The 15,602-nt window shown below is 67.4% G+C and carries 13 protein-coding genes and 2 pseudogenes; 8 read left to right on the top strand and 7 right to left on the bottom strand.

The genetic code is table 11. The features are described 5' to 3' along the window. Positions 1-8: 8 nt before the first annotated feature. A complete protein-coding gene (locus tag JVH1_RS24635; protein WP_009475197.1) occupies positions 9-1,373 on the bottom strand; it encodes an NAD(P)/FAD-dependent oxidoreductase in 1,365 nt (454 codons plus the stop codon). Further along, positions 1,363-1,581: a ferredoxin gene (locus tag JVH1_RS24640; protein ID WP_043779053.1), complete on the bottom strand. Its 219-nt coding sequence runs from the start codon at positions 1,579-1,581 to the stop codon at positions 1,363-1,365. The genes JVH1_RS24635 and JVH1_RS24640 overlap by 11 nt, the downstream gene beginning before the upstream one ends. A 358-nt stretch (positions 1,582-1,939) precedes the next feature. Between JVH1_RS24640 and JVH1_RS24645 the strand changes: the two genes are divergently transcribed. Next, positions 1,940-2,224 (top strand): ANTAR domain-containing protein, encoded by a 285-nt coding sequence (locus tag JVH1_RS24645; protein ID WP_009475195.1) that lies wholly within the window; start codon positions 1,940-1,942, stop codon positions 2,222-2,224. Here JVH1_RS24645 and JVH1_RS24650 read toward each other — a convergent pair. Next, a complete protein-coding gene (locus JVH1_RS24650; RefSeq protein ID WP_009475194.1) occupies positions 2,221-2,562 on the bottom strand; it encodes a TraR/DksA C4-type zinc finger protein in 342 nt (113 codons plus the stop codon). The two genes, JVH1_RS24645 and JVH1_RS24650, sit on opposite strands and share 4 nt — an antisense overlap. Positions 2,563-2,645: 83 nt before the next feature. Between JVH1_RS24650 and JVH1_RS24655 the strand changes: the two are divergent. Then, positions 2,646-3,138, top strand: a pseudogene (locus JVH1_RS24655) (class I SAM-dependent methyltransferase); the annotation flags it as partial. 45 nt (positions 3,139-3,183) lie between these two features. Here JVH1_RS24655 and JVH1_RS24660 read toward each other — a convergent pair. Continuing rightward, positions 3,184-3,729 carry a DinB family protein gene (locus JVH1_RS24660; protein WP_009475192.1) on the bottom strand — a complete coding sequence of 182 codons (546 nt, stop codon included), beginning with the start codon at positions 3,727-3,729 and terminating at the stop codon, positions 3,184-3,186. 41 nt (positions 3,730-3,770) lie between these two features. Then, on the bottom strand, positions 3,771-4,790 hold the full coding sequence (locus tag JVH1_RS24665) for an Lrp/AsnC family transcriptional regulator (RefSeq protein ID WP_009475191.1): 1,020 nt from the start codon (positions 4,788-4,790) through the stop codon (positions 3,771-3,773). A gap of 128 nt (positions 4,791-4,918) precedes the next feature. Here JVH1_RS24665 and JVH1_RS24670 point away from each other — a divergent pair, with 128 nt between their 5' ends. The 6 genes and pseudogenes from JVH1_RS24670 (at position 4,919) to JVH1_RS24695 (ending at position 13,283) form a co-directional block, all read left to right on the top strand. Next, positions 4,919-6,163: a M20 family metallopeptidase gene (locus tag JVH1_RS24670; RefSeq protein ID WP_009475189.1), complete on the top strand. Its 1,245-nt coding sequence runs from the start codon at positions 4,919-4,921 to the stop codon at positions 6,161-6,163. Continuing rightward, positions 6,160-7,476, top strand: coding sequence for an MFS transporter (locus JVH1_RS24675; RefSeq protein WP_009475188.1), 1,317 nt, complete (start codon positions 6,160-6,162; stop codon positions 7,474-7,476). The genes JVH1_RS24670 and JVH1_RS24675 overlap by 4 nt, the downstream gene beginning before the upstream one ends. 92 nt (positions 7,477-7,568) lie before the next feature. Next, a pseudogene (locus JVH1_RS24680) lies at positions 7,569-8,709 on the top strand (lipase family protein). 157 nt (positions 8,710-8,866) lie between these two features. Continuing rightward, entirely contained in the window at positions 8,867-10,522 is a 1,656-nt protein-coding gene (locus JVH1_RS24685) for a sigma-54-dependent Fis family transcriptional regulator (RefSeq protein ID WP_043779047.1), read from the top strand. 116 nt (positions 10,523-10,638) lie between these two features. Beyond that, on the top strand, positions 10,639-12,147 hold the full coding sequence (locus JVH1_RS24690; RefSeq protein ID WP_043779044.1) for an aldehyde dehydrogenase family protein: 1,509 nt from the start codon (positions 10,639-10,641) through the stop codon (positions 12,145-12,147). A gap of 23 nt (positions 12,148-12,170) precedes the next feature. After that, complete coding sequence (locus JVH1_RS24695; protein ID WP_009475183.1) at positions 12,171-13,283, top strand: NDMA-dependent alcohol dehydrogenase; 1,113 nt, start codon at positions 12,171-12,173, stop codon at positions 13,281-13,283. Positions 13,284-13,317: 34 nt separating this feature from the next. Here JVH1_RS24695 and JVH1_RS24700 read toward each other — a convergent pair whose 3' ends face one another. Next, positions 13,318-14,322, bottom strand: coding sequence for an LLM class flavin-dependent oxidoreductase (locus tag JVH1_RS24700; RefSeq protein WP_009475182.1), 1,005 nt, complete (start codon positions 14,320-14,322; stop codon positions 13,318-13,320). 109 nt (positions 14,323-14,431) lie between these two features. After that, positions 14,432-15,415 carry an LLM class F420-dependent oxidoreductase gene (locus JVH1_RS24705; RefSeq protein WP_009475181.1) on the bottom strand — a complete coding sequence of 328 codons (984 nt, stop codon included), beginning with the start codon at positions 15,413-15,415 and terminating at the stop codon, positions 14,432-14,434. Positions 15,416-15,602 lie beyond the last annotated feature (187 nt).

The raw sequence follows: 15,602 nt of genomic DNA on the forward strand, positions 1-15,602 counted from the left end.
ACTCCCTGTTACTTCGGTAGCGAGACGAACTCGACGCGACGTTCGGTGGGTAGATGGCCGGTCACCGCGACGGTGGGTCCGTGGCTGAGAACGGCCGGGTCCGGCAACTCCGACGCACGCACCTCGAACGGTTCCGCCCGGTCCATGACGTCGAAGTCGGGGGGAAACGCCGCGGCAGACTCGATCAGTCCCCGGTAGAAGTCGAGCCACTTACCCTGATTGAACGCCACAGCGGCCGTGACGCGTCCGCGGAAGCCGTATGCCGCCACGAAACGCCGGTCGGCGACGGACCCCTGCGTGATCACCACCTGATCGGAGTAGGTGGGGATGCCCACGGATTTGATGTTGACGCCGAACTGGCTGGACCAGAACGCCGGAATCTCGAGGTGCGGCCGCCGGCGGAGACCGTCGTGGATCATGTTGTGCGCCGCCACCTCGGCCTGGCCGATCGCGTTTCCCCAGTGCTCCAATGCCAGCAGCTGGTAGTCGTAGAGCGGATGTGGTTGCCGCGCAACGTCACCGGCGACGAACACGTTGTCGGTGACGATGCCGTTGATGTCGAACGCCCGGCAACCTGCGTCGCACGTGACTCCGCGGGGCCCGGCGGCGAGACCGGAGCCGAACAGCCAGTCGGTGTTGCGGATACTGCCCTGCGCGACGATCGCCACGTCGACGTCGAGTGTGGTCCCGTCCGACAGATGCGCACGGCACAGTTGCCCGTCGCCGTCCCCGTCGAGCCCGGTCACTGTGACCCCGGTGCGCAGGTCGACGCCGTGCTCGCGTTGCATGTCGGCCGCGACCGCTGCCACCACTCCACCGAGCGCACCGACCAGCGGTGCCGGCCCGCGCTCGGTGACAGTGACGGACAGCCCGCGCTCCCGGCACACCGACGCGATCTCCGAGCCGGTGAACCCTGCCCCGATCACCAGGACATGACTCGGTCCGGTAGACAGTCGCTCGTTCAGCCGGCGGGAGTCGTCGCAGGTTCGGATGGTGAAGACGCCGTCGAGTGCGGCCTCGGACGAATTCGACCACGGCCTGGCGCGGACGCCGGTCGCGATCAGCACCTTGTCGAACTCGACGGTGTCGCCGTCGCTGAGAACCACCCGGTTGTTCTCCAGATCGAGACTGGTGGCCCGCACACCGAGCCGCCACTGCGCGTCGAGGTCCGGGCGGAAGGGCAGCGCCGCGTGGTCGGGCGGCATGATTCCGAGGAGCACGGCCTTCGACAGCGGGGGCCTGTCGTACGGCTCGTAGGGTTCGTCGCCGATCAGGGTGAGGGAACCGTCGAAGCCTTGCCCCCGCAGTGCCTCCGCGGCGCGCAGGCCCGCGAGCGACGCACCGACGATGACGATCCGCACGTCACTGCCCATTGTGGCGGTCGGGGATGTCGGTGGTGATGGCATGCACCGGGCAGGCGGCGGCGGCTTGCGCCACGTGGTCGCGTTCGTCGTCGGTGGGGCCCGCGTCGTAGAGAAGAGCCTCTTCTCCGTGCAGGGTGAAGACGTCGGGTGCGAGGAACACGCATTGCGCGTAACCCTGGCACCGATTGAGGTCGACGACGAGTTTCACGTCAATCATCCCGATTCTGAACAGTTCTGGTCACACGGGTCCACAGGGACTGCGCGGCGCACGGCCGTCCGATCGCGTCGGGCGGAGACCTCCACCCGGAAACCAGTATTGCGGAATGGACGGACGGTTCGGTTTCGATCCGCTGTTCTGGAGCCATTCAGAAATGTGGCGTCGCCAGCTCCTACCGACGGGTAGAACCCCGGAGTAGTAACGAGAGTTACAAGTATCTTGCCGGAATTCGTATCCTGCTGTCGAGAAACAACTTTCGGACACGGTCTCGATTCGGCAACACGGACGTCCGGATCGTGATGTGATGTGGTGACAAGAGACCGGCAACGCCCAGTGGCGACACCTCAGAGGCGGAATATTGACGATCGAAGCTCACCGCTACACCCGCGCGACACGGCACCTGTCCGCTTTGGACGCTGCCATCCAGATCCTGATTACCGCGCGCGGAAGCTCGTACAGCGCGGACCAGGCCTTCGACGAACTGCTCGATTCCTCTATGCGGCATCAGGTCGATGTCGGGGATCTCGCGGAAGCCCTCGCCGATCTCGCCGACGGAATGCACCCCGACGCCGACGACCATCGACGGGCACGGGACGTGGCCACCCGGGAATGGGGAGCCCTCCTGCCCGGTGACACCGGCTAACCGGCGCAGTCGATACAGGTCTGCGCGGCAGGTAGCGCGTCGAGTCGCACATCGGCGATCGGCAGACCGCACCGAATGCAGAGGCCGTACGTCCCAGTGTCGAGTCGCTGCTGCGCCGCCGTCAGGTCCTCGACCTCGCGCTTCGCGTCGGCCAGCAGCGCCGACACCTGGGCCCGTTCGAAGGCGATGGTCGAGCCCTCGGGGTCGTGTTCGTCGTCGTCCGTGGTGAATTCCGACCCCTCCACAATTGCAGTGAAACGGCCGGTCAGCGAGGCGATGCGGCGTTCTGCGTCGGCGCGTTCCTCGGCGATTCGGGTGCGGTGTTCCGGCAAGTTCATGCCTGGATCAACATCGACGAGGGCCCGGTGCTTCCCCGGTAATCCGCTCGATCGATCCGGGACTTTCTGTCAGGCTTCCCGGCATGGCACGCACATTCGAGGAGTTGGTGGCCGAGGCGGAATCCGTATCGGTGGACGGCTGGGATTTCTCCTGGCTGGACGGCCGGGCCACCGAACAGCGGCCGTCGTGGGGGTATCAGCGCCTGATGGGTGAACGTCTCGCGCGCGAACGCCGCTCTGGACATCCAGACCGGGGGAGGGGAGGTCCTCGCCGGTGCAATGACGATGCCTCCCGTGACGATGCCTCCCGTGATGGTGGCGACGGAATCGTGGCCCCCGAACGTCGCGAAGGCGACGGCGCTGCTGCATCCGCTCGGTGCGGTCGTGGTGGCCGACGCGGACGAATCGCCGCTGCCGTTCGCCGACGGCGCCTTCGACCTGGTGACGAGCAGGCACCCCGCCACGGTGTGGTGGGACGAAATCGCCCGCGTCCTGCGACCCGGAGGCACGTACTTCTCGCAGCACGTCGGGCATGCGAGTGTCTTCGAACTCGTCGAGTACTTCCTGGGGCCGCAACCCACTCGACCCGCTTCCTCATCGAGGCCCGCAAACGCGGCTGACTCAGCCCATCGACTTCGACCCGTCGAGGGCCTCCCTGATGATGTCGGCGTGCCCGGCGTGCTGGGCGGTCTCCCCGATGATGTGGAGCAGGACCCGGCGCGCGGACCAGCGTGATCCCGGTTCGAACCACGGCGCCTTCGGCAGCGGATGCGAGATGTCGAGGTCGGGCAGCGAGGCCACGATCTCGTCGGTCCGGTGTGCCACCCTCGCGTAGCGGTCGAGGACGTCGGCCAGCGTCTCGTCGTCGCGGAGGGTGAACTCCTTCTGGCGATTGTCGGTGCCGGTGCCGGTGCCGTCCGCGGGACCGCCACGCACGGCGTCGGTACCGCGCACGATGAAGTCGGCCCACACCCGTTCGACGTCCGACACGTGTTTGAGGAGTCCGCCCAGGCACAGTTCGCTCGCCGTCGTGCGCTGGGTCGCCTGTTCGTCGGTGAGGTCCCGGACGGTGTAGCGGAGGAAGTAGCGGTGTTTCGCCAGCGACTCCAACAAGTCGGCACGCTCGCCGGTAGTCGACGTTCTCGCGGTAGAGGTCACGGTGATCACCTGCTCCAGCCGGTCCGATGATGCGCATTCGACGGTAGCGGTCAGCCGCCGTGCGCGGTGACATAACCGGTCGCGCGGCCGTGGGTGTCGAGTTCCCACCCCATCCGCTTCCGGGACCGGAGCGTCACCGACGAGTCGATGATCTCGAGGCTGGGGGCCCGGCTCTCCAGCCACTCCTGCACCCGCAACAGGTCGGGCAGCGAAGACACCCACATGCTGACGAGGAAGTTCGCGGGGCCGGTGAGAGACATGCACAATCTCAGTTCGGGCCGGGTATTGACGATCTCCACGACTTCCCGGTGTGCACGCACGGGCAGACGGCACCACCACGTGACGGTGATGGGCCACCGCGTCGCATCCTGGGCCACGTCGCAGCGCAGCACCACGGCCCGGGAGCGCAGCAACCCCGCGAGCTGCCTGCGAACCGACGACGCGGGCCGGTCGATGACCGAGGCGATCTCGCGCGCGGACGCCCTTCCGTTCCGGGTGAGCTCGCGGACGAGCGCGCGAGCGACCTCGTCCGTCAGGCTTTCCGGCCGGGCCGATCCGGACTGCGGCGGAGTGTTCTCCAGTGCGGCGATCGCGGCGGACTGTGCCGTGTCGAGGGAATCGAGGCGCCAGCGGCTGCCCTCCGCGTGGAGTGCGGTGCACGTGTGGGTCCGGGTCGAATTGACGCTCGGGTGGCCGGGCAATTCCTCGAGCACCAGGTCCGACAACTCGTGCAGGGATCCCGTCTGCACCGTCAGGATGAGGTCCCGCCCGCGCGCCGCATGTTCGATCGACGCCACCCGCGGGTCGCGGGTGAGCGCCTCGACCAGTTTCTTCGTGCCGCTGAGATCGCACGTCACCTCGATCATGGCGGTGAACGCACCGGCGCCCGTCATCGGCGCGGGGTACGCGGTGATCCAGGCCAGTCCGCGTTCGGTGATCGACTCCCACCGCCTCGCCAGCGTCGCGGATGTCGTCCGCAGGATCGGGGCGAGCTCGGACCACGTCGCCCGCGGACGGATCTGCAACGCGTGAATGAGCGAAAGCTCGGATTCGGTCAGCATTTCGCGCATAGAACACTTTCTGGGTCGGCACAGGTGATCGTTTTCGACGTTCTCGGTGGTCCGTCGTTTCGCGGATCACAGCATATGACCACCGACGCATTCGGTCGAGAAAGTGACCACCGACATAAGGGAGAGCAATGAATCTCGTGGACGACGCCCGCGCCCTCCAGGGCGACCTCGTGCAGTTGCGTCGCGTGCTGCACCGCGAACCGGAGGTCGGACTGAGCCTGCCGCGCACGCAGGAACGTGTCCTCGATGCGTTGGCCGGCCTGCCGCTCGAGATCTCGACGGGAACAAACACGACGTCGGTGACCGCGGTGCTCCGCGGCGGCAGGCGTTCGGTCGACGCCGCGCAGACGGTGCTGCTGCGCGCCGACATGGACGGACTCCCGGTCACCGAACAGACCGGACTCGACTTCGCGGCGCAGAACGGCGCCATGCACGGGTGCGGACACGACCTGCACACCGCTGCGCTGGTCGGCGCCGCCCAACTGCTCAGCCGTCATCGCGACCACTTGGCGGGCGACGTCGTCCTGATGTTCCAGCCCGGTGAGGAGGGGTGGGACGGCGCGAAGGTGATGGTGGACGAGGGCGTCCTCGACGCCGCCGGCCGCCGCGCCGATACCGCCTACGGCATGCACGTCTTCTCCTGCCAGAAGCCGCAGGGGCGGTTCTTCTCCAAGGCGGGGACGCTGCTCGCGGCGTCGTACAAGCTGACGGTCACGGTGCGCGGGGCGGGTGGACACGGGTCGTCCCCGTCGACCGCCCGGGATCCGATCACCGCGATGGCCGAGATGATCACGTCGCTGCAGACCATGATCACCCGGACGTTCGACGTCTTCGATCCCGTCGTCGTGACGGTCGCGAACGTGCAGGCCGGGTCGCGGCACAACATCATTCCCGACGATGCGCGGTTCGAGGCGACGGTCCGGTGCTATTCGCCCGCCACGTACGAGAAGGTGCCGGCGGCGCTGCGCCGAGTGCTCGAGGGGGTGGCGTCCGCACAGCGGGTCGAGGTCGACGTCACCGTGGCCCCGGAGTTCCCGATGACGATCAACGACGTCGACGAGGTCGCGTTCGGCGCCGAAGTGGTCAGCGACCTCATGGGCGAGGACCGGTACGAGACGGTCAAGCATCCGATGGCCGGGTCCGAGGACTTCTCCTACGTCCTGCAGGAAGTGCCCGGCGCGTTCATCGGACTGGGCGCGTGCATGCCCGGCGCGGATCCCGCTGCCGCTCCCATGAACCATTCGCCCCGAGCGCAATTCGACGACGCGGTACTCGCCGATGCCGCCACCATCTACGCCGGACTGGCCGTTCGACGGCTGGACAAAGCCCGGTCCGACAATGCTGCTGTGGCGGCGGGGAGTGACGCCCGATGAACGAGATCGCCACCGAGAGTGGGACCGTGAACACCGTCCAGCAGAGGTCCGAGCGCTGGGAGAAGGCCCGCGCGATCGTCGGTGTGGGCACGGGAAACGGGATCGAGTACTTCGACTGGACCGTCTACGCGACGTTCGCCGCGTTCTTCGCCCCGCAGTTCTTCCACACCGGCTCAGCGGTCTCCGACCTGCTCGCGTCGTTCGGCGTCTTCGCTGTCGGATTCGTTGCCAGGCCGTTCGGCGGTCTGCTGTTCGGCTGGCTGTCGGATCGGCGGGGACGCAAGCTGTCGATGACGCTCGCCGTCGGACTGGCCGCGGTCGGCAGCCTGATCATCGGCCTGACCCCGACCCATCAGACGATCGGTGTCGCGGCGGCGGTGGTCCTCGTCGTGGCGCGCCTCGCGCAGGGTGTCGCGCACGGCGGTGAATTGCCGTCCGCGCAGACCTATATCGTCGAATTCGCGCCGACGGCCCGGCGTGGACTCTGGTCCAGTCTCATCTACATTTCCAACACCACCGGAGTCGTCGTCGGCACGCTTCTCGGCGCACTGCTCACGACGACGCTGAGTTCGGAGCAGATGGCCGACTGGGGCTGGCGGGTGCCGTTCCTGCTGGGCGGCGTGCTCGGACTGTTCGTGCTGTGGATGCGGTCGCGGATGAAGGAGACCGAAGTCTACGAGGAGTCGGATGACGAGACCGCAAAGCAGTCGATGTGGCAGCTGTTCGTGGCGCACCGGCGGCAGGTGTTCCAGATCCTGTTCTTCACGGTCGGCGGCACCGTCGTCTACTACGTGTGGGCCGTGTCGGCGCCGGCGTACGCGATCGCCGTCCGGGGCATCGATCCGTCCGGCGCTTTGTGGGCGGGGGTCGGCGCGAACCTCGTACTGATTGCGTCGCTGCCGTTCTGGGGTGCGTTGTCGGATCGGATCGGTCGCAAACCGGTGCTGTACATCGGCAACGTCGGTATCGCTGCCCTGCTGTTCCCGCTCAACGCCATAATCGGGCACAGTGCGGTCACGCTGTTCTTCGCGATGGCGATCGCCCTGTTCGTGATGGGCGCGATCCTGTCGGTGATGCCCGCGATGATGGCCGAACTTTTCCCGACCGGATTACGTGCTGCCGGTGTCGGAGTGCCGTACTCGGTCGGTGTGGCCGCGTTCGGTGGGACGGCCGCGTGCGTCCAGACGTTCTTCGCCGACCGCGGTACGCCGGACCTGTTCGAGTGGTACGCGCTCGCCCTGGTTGCGGTCTCGATCGCCGCACTGTTCACGATCCCGGAGACCCGGGGACGGGATCTCGCGTCCCAGACGTAGCGCACGTGAGTGGCAAAGTGTGCTCCCGCACGCTTTGCCACTCACGTGCGGGGAGGCTCTATCTTGAAGCGGTGAAGACACACTCGGTACGTATGGCGCGAGCCGCGGCAAGTGTCGCGATTGCATCCCTGACGGTGGGCGGCACCTGCCTCGCCTCCCCGGCCGCGTTCGCCGACGAGGCCGAACGCGCGCCGGGGAGCGTCGTGGAGGTCGAGCCGCTACCGGCCGACCTCTGGCTCCCCGGCGCTTCCGATGCGCAGCGAATCACCTACTGGTCGATCGGGTCCGACGGGAGTCCCGCACTCAGCAGCGGCGCCGTGTACGTGCCACCGGGACGCGCCCGTCCGGGGATGGCCGGTGATCGCGTGGGCGCACGGCACGTCCGGGCTCGCGGACGACTGTGCTCCCTCGCTCGTCGGGCCCGCGCTCCCCGAGCGTGACTACCCGTACCTCGGACACTGGCTCGAACAGGGATATGCCGTCGTCTCCACCGACTACGTCGGCCTCGGCACGCCCGGTGTGATGCCGTACCTCGACGGAAAGGTCGAGGCGCACAGCGTCGTCGACTCGGTGAAGGCCGCCCGCGCCGTCGACGAGTCCCTGTCGAACAAGTGGGTGGTGGTCGGCCAGTCGCAGGGCGGCGGCGCCGCGATCACCACCGCCCGCTACGCCACCGAGTACGGCGGCGAGACGCTGGACTACCGCGGGGCCGTGGGAACGGGTGTGCCGGCGAACATCGAGCTGACACTGCTGCCGCTGGGGCCGGGGGTGCCGCCCACGGCGATCCCCGCCGGCCTCACGTCGTACCTGTTCTACATCCTCGCTGGACTGCGGTCGGCGCATCCCGAGATCGACCTCGACTCCTACCTCACTCCGCTCGGCACCCGGTACGTGAACGCCGCCGAGCAGCTGTGCGTCAACGACCTTCACGACGCCGCGGAAGGCGCGGTGGTCGGCGACCTGTTCAGCAAGCCGCTGAACCAGATCCCGAACTTTCACGGGCTGCTCGTGGACTACATGGGTCTCCCGACGAGTGGGTACGACCGTCCCCTGTTCATCGGGCAGGGGCTCACCGACATCGACGTGCCCGCACCGTCGGCGTTCTCGCTGGTCGCGGCACTGACCGCCAACGGTGAGCCGGTCACGTTCAAGACGTATCCCACCGACCACAGCGGCACGCTCGTCGATTCCCAGGCGGACACTATCCCGTTCGTGCGTGGGCTGTTCGACTGAGTGAACGCGGCACTGTCCAGAATCCGGACAGTTGCTCGCCGCGCCCACAGGCACTATGGCGTGGGTCACACTGTGTGGGTACGTTCGGGTGTGAGTCGTGTACCGGTGCACGACCGGACCCGCGCGCAGCAAGGAGTCGAGGTTGGAGTTTGGCGGCATGACCGGGCACGCGGCGATGCGGCCGGAGATCGCGTTGTCCTGGAAGCGTTCGGCGCTCAGCGGTCTGGAACCGAGTTCGACGCCGACCGATGATCCCTGCTCCGACCTGGACAAGTCCAGTCGCCTGCTGCAGGCGGCCCGTCCCGTGCTCGATGAGATGGAACAGCAGATCCAGGGCACCGGCTTCTGTGTCCTGCTCGCCGACCGTGACTGCCGCATCGTCGCCCGGCTCTTCGACGGCCCCCGACTCGAGCGCCTGATCGACGGCGCCGGGGCGGTGCTGGGGTCGCGGTTCGACGAGGACTGCGTGGGGACCACGGCGCTGGGGACGCCGATGGAGGTCCGGCGTGGCGTCGTCATACACGGCGAGGAGCACTACCTCGAGCGGTTCAAGGAACTCAGCTGTTACGGACACCCGATCGTCCATCCGGTGACGCGCCGCGTCGAGGGCATCCTCGACATGACGGGTGTCGCGTCGCGCGCCAACCCGCTGTTCGCCCCGTTCCTGGCCCGAGCGGCCGCGGACATCGAACGACGTTTGCTCGAGGGGGCCCGGGTGTCGCAGCAGCGGCTCGTGGACGCGTTTCAGCGGGTGTCGCCGCAGAATCTGATGGCGGTCACCGCGATCGGCGAGGACATTCTGCTCAGCAACCGGGTGGCGCTCGACCTGCTCCAGGTGTCCGATCACGCGACGCTGCGGGGGCTTGCCGCGGACCTGCGTCCGGATCAGTCGAAGACGGTGCGGATCCAACTGTCCTCGGGCGAACCGGCGTTGGTCCGGGCCGACCACGTGGCAGGCACGGACGGCGGGGCCGTGTTCGTCGTCCGGCCGGACCGCCGGACCAGCACCCCCATCCGGCGCGGCAAGTCCCCGTCGAGTTCCGTCGTCGAACGCAGCAGGTCGGAGTTGTCGCGGCTGCGCGAGACCCGGGATCCGGTGGTGATCAGCGGCGAACCGGGCATCGGCAGGACGACGGCGGTTCGCGATCTGGCCGGCGACAAGTCGCTCGTATGTATGGACGCGGCCGCCATCGCCCTCGACGGCGCCGACGCCTGGATCGACCGACTTCTCACGCTGGCGGCCGGACCCGCCGCGGTCCTGGCGATCGAGGAAGTGCAACTGCTACCCGAGTCGATGCTGCCGCTGGTCGTGAAGATGCTGGCCGCCGACGCGGGTCCACGAATCGTGATGACGAGTTCTCCCCTCGGCGACCTGCCACCGGGCGTTGCGGGTCTCGTCGGCCGCTGCCCCGGACAGGTGGTGCTCCCGCCGCTGCGTCAACGCACCCGCGAATTCGCGGACATCGCGCAGGGAATCCTCGATTCCGTCGATCCCGGTCTCCGGCTCACCGCGAGCGCGCTCGACGCTCTGATCGCCCGCGACTGGCCGGGCAATATCGCCGAACTGTTCGTCGTGCTGCAGGCCGCCGCGGGCAGACGCAGCAGCGCGAACATCGCTGTCGCGGATCTACCCGACCAGTATCGGACGCCGACCCGGGTGTCCCGGCTGGCCGGCCGCGAGCGCGCCGAACGCCAGGCCATCGTCGACGCACTGCAGGAGTGCGGCGGCAACAAGGTGCATGCCGCGGCCGCGCTGGGCATCAGCCGCAGCACGCTCTACGTCCGGATCCGAGCCCTCGATATCACCGTCTAGCTGCAGTTTCATCCACCGATCCGCGACCGTCCGGAGGTGTCCGAAGTCAGGACAGTTAGTGATATGGCAACCAGTGCACTATGAGCCACGTCACATTCACAACTTCGGAGGTTTTGATGACAGCGACGATCGAACCCAGCCAAGCGGAACTCTTGCCGTCGGTACGGAACTTTCTGTCCGGCACCAAGCGATTCCTCGTCGGAGGGCAGTGGGTGGAATCGGCGAGCGGCGAGACGTTCGAGACGATCGACCCGGCCACCGGGCAGGTGCTGACCACCGTCGCGCGCGGCGGCGCCGAAGACGTAGACCGCGCGGTCCGGGCCGCTCGTGCGGCATTCGACGAGGGCCCGTGGGCCACCATGAAGCCCAACGAGCGGGAACGGCTGATCTGGCGGGTCGGCGACATCCTCTCCGAGCGCGCCGAGGAATTCGGTCAGCTCGAGGCGCTGGACAACGGCAAGTCGGCGGGCATCGCCGCGGCTGTCGACGTCGCCTGGTCGGCCGACATCTTCCGCTACTTCGCGGGCTGGGCCACCAAGATCGAGGGCAGCACGGTCAACGTGAGCATGCCGTTCGTCCCCGGCGGCCAGTTCCATGCGTACACGCTGCGCGAACCCGTCGGCGTCTGCGGTCTGATCGTTCCCTGGAACTTCCCGCTGCTCATGGCCGCATTCAAGCTGGCGCCCGCGCTCGCCGCAGGCAACACGGTGATTCTCAAGCCCGCGGAGCAGACCCCGCTCACCGCGATCCTGCTCGGCGAGGTGTTCGAGGAGGCCGGCTTCCCGCCCGGCGTCGTCAACATCGTCACCGGCTACGGCGACGCCGGCGCGGCATTGTCCGCCCACGACGACGTCGACAAGATTGCGTTCACCGGCTCCACCGAGGTCGGGAAGAAGATCGTCGACGCCGCCCGGGGCAACCTCAAGAAGGTGTCGCTCGAACTCGGCGGCAAGAGCGCCAACGTCGTGTTCGCGGACGCCGACTTCGACGCCGCCGTCACCGGATCGCTCAACGCCTGGCTGTTCAACCACGGCCAGTGCTGCGTCGCAGGCACCCGGATGTTCGTCGAGGACAGCATCTTCGACGACTTCACCGCAGCGGTCGCCGAGGCCGCCAGCCAGGTCAAGATCGGCCCCGGACTCGACCCCACCACCCAGCTCGGACCGCTGGTGTCGCAGGAGCAGTTCGACAAGGTCACCGGCTACCTGGCCGCCGGACTCGCCGACGGCGCCCGCGCCCTCACCGGCGGAAAGCGCTGGGGCGACACCGGCTTCTATGTCGAGCCGACGGTGTTCGTGGACGTGAAACCCGAGTTCAGCATCGTGGAGGAGGAGATCTTCGGCCCCGTCGTCGCAGCGCTCCCGTTCAACGCAGAGGAGGGAGTCGCGAAGGCGGCGAACAGCAGCATCTACGGCCTCGCCGCCGGAATCTGGACCAAGGATCTGTCCAAGGCGCACCTCACGGCCCGTCAGCTCAAGGCCGGTTCGGTGTGGATCAATCAGTACAACGGGTTCGACACCGCCATGCCGTTCGGCGGATACAAGCAGTCCGGTTGGGGACGTGAGCTCGGGGCGACCGCCATCGATCTCTACACCCAGACCAAAGCCGTCAACATCGCACTCTGACCGTCACTCAACGAGGAGAAGACATGAAGACCAAAGCAGCGGTTCTGTTCGAAACGCACAAGCCGTTCGAAATCGTGGAACTCGAGCTCGACGGTCCGGGCCCCGGCGAAGTGCTCATCAAGTATGTCGCGGCAGGCCTGTGCCACTCGGACCTGCACCTCACCGACGGCGATCTGCCGCCGCGTTTCCCGATCGTCGGCGGGCACGAGGGTTCCGGCATCATCGAGGAAGTCGGCCCCGGTGTCACCAAGGTGAAGCCCGGCGACCACGTGGTCTGCAGCTTCATCCCGAACTGCGGCACGTGTCGGTACTGTGCCACCGGCCGCCAGAACCTGTGTGACATGGGCGCCACCATCCTCGAGGGGTCGATGCCCGACGGCTCGTTCCGGTTCCACTCGGGCAAGCAGGATTTCGGTGCCATGTGCATGCTCGGTACGTTCGCCGAGCGCGCCACCATCTCGCAGCACTCGGTGGTGAAGGTGGACGACTGGCTCCCGCTGGAGACCGCCGTCCTCGTCGGCTGCGGTGTGCCGTCCGGTTGGGGCACCGCGGTGTACGCCGGCGGAGTTCGCGCCGGTGACACGGTCGTCATCTACGGCATCGGCGGTCTCGGCATCAACGCCGTGCAGGGCGCGGTCAGCTCCGGCGCCAAGTACGTCGTGGTGGTGGATCCGGTGGCGATGAAGCGGGAGGCCGCGCTGAAGTTCGGCGCCACCCACGCGTTCGCGGACGCCGCGACCGCGGCGGAGAAGGTCAACGAACTGACCTGGGGTCAGGGCGCCGATCAGGCCCTCATCCTGGTGGGCACCGTCGACGAAGAGGTGGTGCAGAACGCGACCGCCGTCATCGGCAAGGGCGGCACCGTCGTCATCACCGGCCTCGCCGACCCCGCCAAGCTCACCGTGCACATCTCGGGAACCGACCTGACCCTGAACCAGAAGACGATCAAGGGTTCACTGTTCGGTTCGGCCAACCCGCAGTACGACATCGTCCGCCTGCTGCGCCTGTACGACGCGGGTCAGCTCAAGCTCGACGAGCTGATCACCACCAAGTACACGCTCGAGCAGGTGAACGAGGGTTACCAGGATCTGCGGGACGGAAAGAACCTGCGTGGCGTGATCGTCCACCAGCAGTAGGCGGCTTCGCCGCCCGTGCGCCTTTCTGGTTGTGCTAGCTACCAGAAGGGCGCACGGGAGCTCCGCGCCACACGTCGGCGAGCAGGTCGTACGTCTTCAGCCAGGACTCGGTGTTCTCGGCATGGGAGGCGACGATCAGCTCGTCGGCCTGCGCGTGCTCGGCGAACTCGTCGAGGTACGTCTTGACCTCGGTCGGCGTTCCGACGGCGGAGTAGCGCACCATCTGCGCGACCTGCTGACCTGCCGGGGACGTCATGATGAGGTCGACCTCCTCGGGGGTGAATTTCTGCCCGCGACCGACCATCTGCACCACCCGCCGCCGCAGGGACGCCTCGAACTGCCGGTGCGCGTCCTCGGTGGTGTCCGCGGCGATGGCGTTGACGCCGGCGATGACGTACGGCTCGGACAGATCCTCGGAGGGCTCGAATCTCTCCCGGTACAGCGTGACGGCGTCGACGAGCGAGTCGGGGGAGAAGTGGGACGCGTTGGCGTAGGGGAGTCCGAGCTTCGCGGCGAGCTGTGCGCCGAACGTCGAGGACCCGAGGATGTAGAGGGGAACGTTCGTACCCTTGCCGGGGATCGCGTCGACGCCGGGAACCCGTGACACACCGCGGAGGTATGCCTGGAGTTCCAGCACGTCCTGCGGGAAGCGGTCCGCGGACGCCGGGTCGCGGCGCAGCGCATACATCGTCTTCTGATCACTGCCCGGGGCGCGTCCGAGTCCGAGGTCGATGCGACCGGGGTGCAGTGTCTCGAGGGTGCCGAACTGCTCCGCAATCGTCAGCGGCGCGTGGTTCGGCAGCATGATGCCGCCTGCGCCGAGCCGGATGCTCTCGGTGTGCGCGGCGACGTGCGCGATGAGGACGCTCGTCGCGGACGAGCCGATCGACGGCATGTTGTGGTGCTCCGCGTACCAGATGCGGCGGTACCCGCGGGTCTCCGCGAGTTGCGCGAGCTTCACGCTCGCATCGAAACTGTCCCGCGCCGTGTCGCCCTCGCGGATGTAGGCCAGATCGAGAATCGACAGAACAGCGCTCACGAGATTCGTTACCTTTCGTCACCAAGAACAGGCGCGAGAGGTCAGCCTCACGCACTACCTCTGGGTGTAACCGCAGAGGTAGTGCGCGTATTCCGGGCGGCCGGAACGGTCAGGCGTCGACCAGGGGACGCAACGTGCGCCCGGTGAGTTCGACGATGCCGGGTTCGTGCCCGTTGGCGACGAGGTTGAGGACGATGCCGTCGATTCCCGCGTCGAGGACACGGGTCTTCAGCTGTTCGGCCACCTCGTCGGGGGCACCGCAGAACTGCCGGTCGGTGGCGGCGGCGCGTTCCTCGTCCGACGCCGTCGACAGGTCGACGCCCTGCGTGAGCAGGAACTCGTGCTGGAGCTGCCGCGCGCGGTCGCCGTCCTCGTCGATGATGACGAAGGCCAGGTAGCTGGTCTCCAGCGTGGACCGGTCGCGACCGATCTCCGAGCACCGGGTATCGAGAGCCTCGAGCTTGCGCGGCAGTTCGCGGGCGTTGCAGATGATGTTCAGATGGTCCGCGAACCGGGCGGCGAGCCCGAACGTCTTCTTCTCACCGCCACCTCCCAGCATGATCGGCAGGTCGTCGCGGATCCGCGGCTCGTTGATCGCGTTCTCGACGTGATACCACTTGCCGTCGAACGTCGGACGTTCGCCGTGCAGCATCGGCGCAATGATCTGCAGTGCCTCGTCGAGCCGTTCGAATCGGTCGGTGAACGTGCCGAACTCGTATCCGTACTGCGTGTGCTCGAGTTCGAACCAGCCGGCGCCGATTCCGAGGACGGCCCGCCCGCCGCTGGCGACGTCCAGGGTGGTCACCGCCTTGGCGAGCATGGGCGGGTTGCGGTAGGTGTTGCCGGTGACCAGTGCGGACAGCTGGATGTTGTCGGTGGCCGTGGCGAGGGCGCCGAGGGTGGTATACGCCTCGAGCATCGGTTCGTCGGGCGCACCGATGCCCGGCAGTTGATAGAAGTGGTCCATCACGAACGCGGTGTCGAAGCCCGCGGATTCGGCCTCACGGGCCTGCGCGATGACTGTCGGGAAGAGTTCTGTGACGGGCGTCGAATAACTGAAGTTGGGCATCTGATAGCCGAGTCGAATGGTCACCCGTTCGACGCTACTCGGATGGCGGCGCGGGCACCTCCCCAAATTCGAGGGTAGGCGGGTGCGCACCCTGGGGTGCCTGGTGAAGGCGGTGGGGGGCGAGGAGGCTGATGGTTGGTGCCATAGCAGTCGCCGATCCGACATCCGCGACGACTCTGCGCAGTGGGGTGAAGGAGTGCAGAGCGCAGCC

Origin of the sequence: Rhodococcus sp. JVH1, assembly GCF_000280725.2 — a bacterium.
Lineage (GTDB): Bacteria > Actinomycetota > Actinomycetes > Mycobacteriales > Mycobacteriaceae > Rhodococcus_F > Rhodococcus_F jostii_A.